Source organism: Phaeobacter sp. B1627, from assembly GCF_006265095.1.
Classification (GTDB): domain Bacteria; phylum Pseudomonadota; class Alphaproteobacteria; order Rhodobacterales; family Rhodobacteraceae; genus Epibacterium.
The window spans coordinates 1-417 of the sequence record NZ_VCNK01000126.1; the positions used below are offsets into that span (position 1 = coordinate 1).

At 54.9% G+C, this 417-nt stretch carries 1 protein-coding gene; it reads right to left on the bottom strand.

The annotated features are described in order from the left end of the window. Positions 1-187 precede the first annotated feature (187 nt). A partial coding sequence (locus FGE21_RS20245) for a hypothetical protein (RefSeq protein WP_218062812.1) occupies positions 188-417 on the bottom strand: 230 nt, incomplete at its 5' end.

A 417-nucleotide genomic window follows, 5' to 3' on the forward strand; every position in this document is an offset into this window, starting at 1 on the left:
CGTCACGCGCAGAGGCGTGATACAGGCGTGTTTAGCCATTTTTGATCTCCTGATGATCAATGCGGTTAGGGCGAGGCAGGAGGGTAGGATCTCTTGCCTTTGCCCGTTTAATATGTGATATTGCCATTATGATGTCAACATCAAAATGGTATTATTAATGGCACCTCCAAAAAAAGACACCGAAGCTCTAACGCTCCGGCTTCCCCGAGATTTGATAGAGATGATCGACGACCGCCGCCGCGTCGAGCCAGATTTGCCAACTCGGCCCGAGATGATACGGCGCGCGCTGGTCCAGTGGTTTGAGTTGACAGGCACGCGCGAGAATTGAAGAGGGAGCTGGTGCTGCGGAGTTGCTGTATCGCGTTGGGTCCTGCGAAAACGCGCGTTCGCGCTTGGGGTGTCGAGAGGGGCGGAGCC